General features: G+C 54.5%; 7 protein-coding genes. All 7 read left to right on the top strand.

All coding sequences use genetic code 11. From position 1 onward, the window contains the following. The first annotated feature begins 206 nt into the window (after positions 1 to 206). A complete protein-coding gene (locus tag AC6T8Q_RS18990; RefSeq protein ID WP_500680576.1) occupies positions 207 to 1,769 on the top strand; it encodes a serine hydrolase in 1,563 nt (520 codons plus the stop codon). Positions 1,770 to 1,983: 214 nt separating this feature from the next. Continuing rightward, on the top strand, positions 1,984 to 2,505 hold the full coding sequence (locus tag AC6T8Q_RS18985; protein WP_500680575.1) for a hypothetical protein: 522 nt from the start codon (positions 1,984 to 1,986) through the stop codon (positions 2,503 to 2,505). A 30-nt stretch (positions 2,506 to 2,535) separates the two neighbouring features. Beyond that, complete coding sequence (locus AC6T8Q_RS18980; protein ID WP_500680574.1) at positions 2,536 to 2,982, top strand: SRPBCC family protein; 447 nt, start codon at positions 2,536 to 2,538, stop codon at positions 2,980 to 2,982. Positions 2,983 to 3,196: 214 nt separating this feature from the next. Further along, positions 3,197 to 4,399, top strand: a complete 1,203-nt coding sequence (locus AC6T8Q_RS18975) for a DNA polymerase Y family protein (RefSeq protein ID WP_500680573.1) — start codon at positions 3,197 to 3,199, stop codon at positions 4,397 to 4,399. Positions 4,400 to 4,478: 79 nt separating this feature from the next. Further along, complete coding sequence (locus AC6T8Q_RS18970) at positions 4,479 to 4,718, top strand: hypothetical protein (protein WP_500680572.1); 240 nt, start codon at positions 4,479 to 4,481, stop codon at positions 4,716 to 4,718. Continuing rightward, complete coding sequence (locus AC6T8Q_RS18965; protein ID WP_500680571.1) at positions 4,715 to 6,508, top strand: hypothetical protein; 1,794 nt, start codon at positions 4,715 to 4,717, stop codon at positions 6,506 to 6,508. The genes AC6T8Q_RS18970 and AC6T8Q_RS18965 overlap by 4 nt, the downstream gene beginning before the upstream one ends. A 126-nt stretch (positions 6,509 to 6,634) precedes the next feature. Then, a complete protein-coding gene (gene corA, locus AC6T8Q_RS18960; protein WP_500680570.1) occupies positions 6,635 to 7,795 on the top strand; it encodes a magnesium/cobalt transporter CorA in 1,161 nt (386 codons plus the stop codon). The last annotated feature ends 42 nt before the right edge of the window (positions 7,796 to 7,837 follow it).

The raw sequence follows: 7,837 nt of genomic DNA, 5'->3' as shown, positions 1-7,837 counted from the left end.
ACCAGACGCACCGCATCTCGCTTAAACTCATCGCTGTACGTCGGCCGCTGTTGCTTCGCTTGTATGTCCATCTATCGGACCTCCTTCGAGAACCATTATTCCGGCTCCCGCCACTGTCCGAAAGTCCTGGGCTATCGCACCCACTAAAAATTTTTCCCGCGAGTACCAAGTTCAAGACATGCGGCGACAAACTCTGGAACAGCAATATGAACTATTATTTTCGTCTCCTTGGCCGTGGCCCTGTCATAACCTTCCTGGCCACAATGTTCTTGTTACTCGCAGTTGGCGCAACATCGTCCCCGGCCGTTACTCGGGAAAAAGTGAAGGCCGCGCTGCCTGAGCTTGAAAAAGTTGTTGAACAAGTGCGCCAACAAACGGGCGTTCCGGGCATTGCCATCGCGGTGGTCCACGAGGACGAAGTCGTTTATCTCAAGGGCTTCGGCGTACGAAAGGTGGGCGAGTCGGACCCAATCGAAACAGATACGGTATTTCAGCTGGCCTCGGTCTCGAAGCCGATTGCCACGACGGTGATCGCCGCCTTGGTTGGCGAGGGAAAAATTGGTTGGGACGATGCCATAACCGACCACGATCCGGGTTTTCAGCTGTACGATCCTTGGGTCACGCGGGAACTCACCTTTCGCGACCTGCTGTGCCATCGCAGCGGCTTGCCGGACCACGCGGGCGATTTGCTGGAAGATTTGGGCTACGATCGGGCGGAAGTTCTTCATCGCTTGCGATATTTGAAATCTGGGGAATACTTCCGCTCACAATATGCGTACACGAATTTCGGCTTTACGGAGGCAGGCGTTGCCGCAGCGCGCACGGCCGACACGACCTGGGAAGAACTTTGTGAGGCCAAACTTTTCGGCCCGTTGGGCATGACTTCGACCAGTTCGCGCTATGCCGACTACGAATCCGCTCCCAACCGGGCGTTGCTGCACGTTCGCGTCGATGGGAAGTGGGCAGCAAAAAATGTTCGCGATCCCGACGCACAGTCGCCGGCCGGGGGCGTGAGTTCCACCATACACGACATGTCCCACTGGCTCCGTTTGCAACTTGCCGAGGGAAAGTTCGACGGCAAGCAAGTCATACCGTCCGCGGCACTCAACGAAACCCACCGACCCCAAATCGTCAGCCGTCCAGCAGCCAACCCGGCGACCGACCAGGCTGGCTTTTATGGTCTGGGTTGGAACGTCAGCTACAACGACAAGGGGCGAGTCTTCCTAGGGCATTCCGGGGGATTCGACTTGGGAGCGGCGACCGTCGTCAACATGTTCCCTGCTGAAGAGCTCGGCATCGTCGTTCTTACCAATGCCGCCCCGATGGGAGCAGCCGAAGCGATCGCGGCGAGCTATTTGGATTTGGCCATGGCGGGCAAAGTGCAAAGGGATTGGCTGAGCTTTTTCGGGGGACTGGTTGAAGAATCGGAAGAACCAACCACCCACGAAACGGCTCCTGCTGCCGATGATTCGCCCGCGCTGCCTACGGAGGCCTATGTCGGCAAGTACACCAATAGTTACTACGGTAATCTCGAAGTCGTTGAACAGGACAAGAAACTTGCACTGCTGATGGGACCGAAAAAAATGCGATTTCCCTTACAGCATGCAGACCGCGACGACTTTATCTATCAGCCGACCGGCGAAATGGCGACGGGTGAAAGCGCTGTGAGTTTCCAGATAGGACCAGATGGCCGGGCAAGTGCGGTGAATTTGGCATATCTCGATGCCAACGGCCAGGGAAGGTTTATCCGCGCAGCAACCGCGGAATGATTGGCGAGCCGTAAAAACGGCCAGCCGTATGCCTCAGCTTCCGTGAATCATTTTTGCCACGGAATTTCACGGATGAAACACGGAAAAACGTACTTCCGTATTTCATCCGTGGCTCAATTAGATTTCGTCCATCTTTATTTGTGGCAGTATTGACATACAATCCCAGGTTATTGGTTCTGTACGAGAGTGAATTGCTTTATTACTGGATTATGCCATGGGTGTCGAAGTTGTTATCCACGGCTTCATTAATTGTCCCTTCGATTTCGGACGACATGAAGAATCTCGTCGGGTGTTTGAACACAACATAGAAGTGATTCAATCACTCCCAAAAGAAGCACATAATGATGATGATGATTATCCATTTATCGTTCGCTCTATGTTTAACGTACATCCACCTAAAGGAATCGTTCCTTATTACGGTTCCAATCTGATTACTTTTGGTGGCGTTTACAAAAACATGTATCATTTTGAAAGCGATTGGATTTGCAGATTTGAACAGATTCTCACTCGACTCTGTTGGAAGGAATCATCGGTATTCAACGAATTCAGCTCGCTTCGCTGCGATTGGAAAGCAGAAAAAGCCTACGAACTCGCCTTTGCTGACCCACCTTCACCTCCATTGAAGTGGTCTTTGACTACCTTTCAACTTTCTAGTCGACTGATTCCATTCCAAGAGGCTGTCGACGCCATATATTCATCTCTAGCTCGGGATAGGCCTAAGCCTGTGGATAAATAGCCACCATCCTTTCCTTAAGGAATACTTCCCATGCCCAGCACCATCCACTTTCACCGTGTGCTCACCGCGCCACCGGAAAAAGTCTACAAAGCGTTTCTCGATCCCGATGCGATGGCCAAGTGGCTGCCGCCCAATGGGTTCACGGGGAAAGTCCACGAGATGAACGCGCAAGTGGCCGGCGGGTACCGGATGTCGTTCACCAACTTCACCACCGGCAAGAGCCATTCCTTTGGCGGGAGCTATCTGGAACTCAAACCTGGGGAGCTGCTCCGCTATGTCGATCGATTCGACGATCCCAACCTGCCCGGCGAAATGCAAGTCACCGTGACGTTCAAGCAAGTCTCGGTCGGCACGGAACTGAGCATCGAACAAGCGGGCATCCCCGACGTGATCCCACCCGAAGCCTGCTGCCTCGGCTGGCAAGAATCGCTGCTGGCACTGGCGAAGTTGGTCGAGCCGAACATACCGGATAAGTGAAAGAGCAAAACACGCTCTAAGTTAGTTAATGTTCCTCCTTCCAACGCAATCAACTTTTCATACTTTTCACAACCTCCGCCTGGGCACGGTGTTCATCTCTGCCGCGGATTTACGAGTCGGAGACTCGTGCCCCTCTGGAAAAATCTCTTGACTTGGCCTTTGCCTAATATTAGTGTACAGATGTATGCTAACTGTAAAATGGCTTTTTCTCGATATGAATTCATTTTTCGCTTCGGTCGAACAGCAAGTTCAGCCGACGCTGCGGGGAAAGCCTGTCGCTGTGGTGCCGGTGATGACCAACCGCACTTGCTGCATCGCCGCGAGTTATGAAGCTCGGGCGTATGGGATTCGCACGGGAACCAACGTCGGCGATGCGAAGAAAGCGTGCCCGCAGTTGCGTTTGGTGCTGGCCGATCACGAGCGGTATATCCGTGTGCATCACCAGATCATCGAGGCCGTGGAGACGGTGTTGCCGGTGGAAAAGGTTTGCTCGATCGACGAAATGGTGTGCCAGATTTCTCCACATCAGCGCGGGCTGGATGACGCGATCGCGCTCGCCGAGCGCGTGAAGGAAGCGATCTACAGTCAGGTCGGGCCGTTTTTGCGGTGCTCGGTGGGCTTGGCTCCGAATCGTTTTCTCGCGAAGGTAGCGAGCAACATGCAAAAGCCCGACGGGCTGGTATCGATCACGCACAATGAACTGCCTTACAAGCTGTATCGTTTGTCGCTCACGGATTTGCCCGGCATTGCGCGGGGGATGCTGGCGAGATTAAACAATCGGGGCGTTTATAATGTCCGCCAAATGTGCAGTTTGTCGCGCGAGAGCATGGCCGACGTTTGGCAAAGCGTGTTGGGGGATCAATGGTGGTGCTGGCTGCGTGGGCTCGATTATGAGGACGTGCCGACGCAGCGCCGCACGGTGGGCCATTCGCACGTGTTGGCCCCCGAGTTTCGCACGGACCTGGGAGCGCGGGGCGTGTTGGTGCGGCTGATTCATAAAGCCGCCAGCCGCATGCGGCGTTTGGGTTATTGGGCGCGGCGGATGAAATTGAGCCTGTCGTATCAATATGGTTGGCCGAAGTGGCAGGGGGTGGCCTATTTGAGCCGCTGCCAGGATACGCCCACGATGCTACGGGCGTTTGAAGAACTGTGGGCCGAGCGGCCGCCGGGGGGGATTCCGCTGAAGGTCGGTATCGTGCTGTGGGACTTCGCCAGCGATTTGAATACTCCGCTCCCCTTGTTTGCCGAAGAACGCCGAAATCTGCGGGCGACGCAGGCGATGGATGCGATCAACGAACAAGTGGGGCCCAATTCCGTGTACTTCGCGTCGATGCATGAAGCCCGCGATCAAGCCCCGATGCGGATCGCGTTCACGCACATTCCCGACATCACGGCCGAAAGCGAGGGACATCGCTGATCGATCAGCCTCGTTAATTCGGGTCGGCGCTAATTCCGGGTGACTGCCACGATTGGCGGCGTTCGGCTAAAATGCGGCGATGGAAATGCTCCCGCGAGGTTTTGAAGTGGTCGACGACGCGATGGCGGAAGTCTTACGCGCGAAGAGCCCGGCAGAACGCCTGGCTATTGCCCACGGCATGTGGTCCCACGCGAGCCAACTCTTGCAACGCGTTATCAAAGCCGAGCATCCTGACTGGACGCCCGAGCAAGTTCAAGCTCAAGTTGCGCAGAGGCTCTTAAATGGAGATGTTGACCTGACAACGGAATCTAACTTATGAAGAGACTTAGCGCAGGAATTCTGACGTACCTACTCCTGTGTAACTTTCCAGCAGCACTTGCCACGACTTGGCCAGGATTCGTTAGTAGCAACTACAACAACGAGCAGGTGCGCGAGATTCGCTTTTCCGAGCAGGCACGGGCTATTGTTGTCGCACCGGGAACCGGCGACTTTGATCCGAGCAAGCCGACGTTGTTGGTCATCTATGCCACCCCCAACGGCAATACGGCTGAGCAAACTTTGGGTTGCCAATTGGCCGAGGAGATGGATTGGCACTTTGATATTCAGCATGCGGCTGCGCAATGGCGGAAATTTCGCGGGCTGGAAACGGATCGAAATGTCGTTTTGGCCTGCGTGCAAGCGAACAATTTAAGCTGGCCGACTTGGAAAGGCCAACGCACGCAGGGGCCACAATTGATCCGGCAAATCGTCGATTCGCTGGCCACGAATTTGCCCAGCGAGGACGTTCGCGTGGTTCTCACAGGACACAGCGGCGGGGGGAGTTTTCTGTTTGGCTATCTCGACGCGGTTGAGGAGATCCCGCCGCTTGTGGAACGTATCACGTTTCTGGATGCGAATTATGGTTACGACAATGCCCAGCACCATGGAGAGAAGATTCTCGCGTGGCTCGATGCGAATCCATCGCATCACTTTGTTGTTCTGGCCTATGACGATCGCAATATTGAACTCAACGGCAAGAAAGTGGTCGGCCCCACCGGCGGAACTTGGCGGGCCACGCATCGCATGCTCGACTTCGTGAAAGAAAAGACAAAAGTCGCGGAGGACAAACAAGGAGATTTCGCAAGATACACGGCGAAGGATGGGCGGTTGACCGCGCTCATTCATCCCAATCCCGACAATATCATTTTGCATACGCGGTTGGTGGGTGAGATGAACGGGCTGCTGGAAACGCTAACAATTGGCACGCCGCACCACGAAAAGTGGGGGAAGCTGGCCACGCCGCGGGCTTACGACGATTCGGTTCAGCCAGAACCCTATGCGACTGACAAATGGGTGGCGGCGGCCCCTGCCCTGCAACAACGGCGTACCGATGCTTGTGGGGGCACGGCGGTGATCAAGGATTTACTAGCAGCTGAGCCTGCTGTTCGTGAAGCCGAGATTACGAAAGAAATCCTGCAAGGGAACGTCCCCAACTTCTGGCGGCAATTTAAGAATGTTGAAGCGGAATTGGAAACCGCGGATGGTAAGACGCACAAGATTGTTTATCGCGTGTCGCCCGACTATGTGATAGTGGGGAGCGACGACGATTTTGTCCGGGTGCCGCTCACGCCGTACACGGCTCAGTTTCTGACCGACATGCTGGGCTGCGTGCTTCCCACGCGCAAGATGGTTGAAGATATTTACGAAGTCGCGGAGACAAAGCTTGCGCCTCAACCGCTGACCGAAGAGCGGGAATCGCTGGCCACGTTTTTAAAGCATCATCGACTGATTCAGGAGCAATGGCCAAATCGCCGCCCCACGGACTTGGTGATGGGAATCAAGAAGGATGTGGTGATCACGAATGAGATTTTGAAGCGGCCTGATCACGTGGCGATCTACGGTTGGCACCAACTCGACGGCAAACCGATTCAGCCGCTGACCACCGTACATATTCATTGGTATGTCGATTACAGCCACGGAATTCGTTTGGTCGACCAGTGGTGCACGGTCGATGGACAGCCGATGCGCGTTCAAGACGTGCTGCACGACAAGGAATTGTGCGGCCTTATGAGCGACGAAGGTCCGCTTGAATATCTGAGTTATCAGCAACCCCTTAAAACCGCAAAATGATTGAAAATCCAGTGCAATTCACGCGGAAATCTTCGCCGTGGTAAGTTGGTGTTTGTCGTGGGATTGCGGCAAGTTATCTTGCTTGTCTGGCAATTTCACCGGCAAATCTTAACCAACATAACGACCATGAGCGACACGTCCGACGATCACAGCACTAGCATGTTCATCAAGAGTTATGAGCACACCCTTTCGCCAGGGGCCCGGCCTGGCTCGATCAATATTCCGCCAGGGGCGTTGCCACCGACAATTCGCGTGACCTGCTATGGGCCGGCCAAACTGGAAGATCATCCCAATTGTAGTCTGGAATTGGCTCGCGAATTGCGCGGCAAGTATCCGGTGATGTGGGTTGATATCGTTGGTATGGGAGATGCGAGCCTGTTCGAGCAGGTCGGGCAATTGTTTGGCATCCACCGGTTGGCGCTGGAAGACGTAGTGGCCATTCCGCAGCGCTCGAAGGTTGAAAACTACTACGATCATCTCTTCGTGGTAGCTCAAGCACCCCGCCGTGGAAAAAAGCACACCTTCGAACAGGTGAGTTTCTTTCTCGGAAATGACTTTATCGTCAGCTGGCGGGAATGTCCGAGCGAATGTTTTGAAACGATTCGGCATCGGATGCAATTCACCGGCAGGGCGATGCGTGAATTGGGTCCCGATTATCTGTTGTATTCGCTGTTGGACGGGATGATCGATTCCTATTTTCCCACGCTTGAACGAATTGGCGAAGTTGTTGATCGCCTGGACGGAGAACTCGAGCAAGGACCGACGCGCCACATGATCGCCAGGTTGCACGGCATTCGACACGACGTGCGGCTGCTGCGGCGGATTGTCTGGCCGTTGCGCGAAGCGGTCGATGATTTGGCGACGCGGCACGAATGGCTAATCGGTAAGGAAACCACAGTGTATCTGCGTGACTGCCACGATCACACGATTCAAATTCTCGACACGCTGGATAATCATCGCGATGCGTGTAGCGATCTGCGCGATTTTTTCTCGTCGGAAATCAACAACCGCATGAACGAGATCATGAAGGTGCTGACGATCATCTCGACGATCTTCATTCCGCTCAGTTTTATCGCGGGGGTGTACGGCATGAATTTTGACACAGAGATTTCCCCGTGGAACATGCCGGAATTGGAATGGCGGTACGGCTATCCAGCGGTGATGTTGTTTATGCTGACGATTGCTGTCGGCTTATTGCTGTTCTTCCACTGGAAGGGTTGGCTCAGTTCATTCACGGCTCGCCGACAGACCGGCCACCAAAATCATCATTCGACAAACGGTCGCTGACGGCTCGACTTTGCAACTGGCTTGGGCAAAAATGCAGGGCCT

Source organism: Bythopirellula sp. (assembly GCF_041737835.1).
In the GTDB taxonomy this organism is placed as follows: domain Bacteria; phylum Planctomycetota; class Planctomycetia; order Pirellulales; family Lacipirellulaceae; genus Bythopirellula.
The sequence above is the reverse complement of the archived record's forward strand: the minus strand, read 5'-3'. Positions and strand labels throughout refer to the sequence as shown.

Coding starts and splice junctions, on each gene's coding strand:
- AC6T8Q_RS18990 (WP_500680576.1), top strand. CDS start 207: ATGAACTATTATTTTCGTCTCCTTGGCCGTGGCCCTGTCATAACCTTC.
- AC6T8Q_RS18985 (WP_500680575.1), top strand. CDS start 1,984: ATGGGTGTCGAAGTTGTTATCCACGGCTTCATTAATTGTCCCTTCGAT.
- AC6T8Q_RS18980 (WP_500680574.1), top strand. CDS start 2,536: ATGCCCAGCACCATCCACTTTCACCGTGTGCTCACCGCGCCACCGGAA.
- AC6T8Q_RS18975 (WP_500680573.1), top strand. CDS start 3,197: ATGAATTCATTTTTCGCTTCGGTCGAACAGCAAGTTCAGCCGACGCTG.
- AC6T8Q_RS18970 (WP_500680572.1), top strand. CDS start 4,479: ATGGAAATGCTCCCGCGAGGTTTTGAAGTGGTCGACGACGCGATGGCG.
- AC6T8Q_RS18965 (WP_500680571.1), top strand. CDS start 4,715: ATGAAGAGACTTAGCGCAGGAATTCTGACGTACCTACTCCTGTGTAAC.
- corA (WP_500680570.1), top strand. CDS start 6,635: ATGAGCGACACGTCCGACGATCACAGCACTAGCATGTTCATCAAGAGT.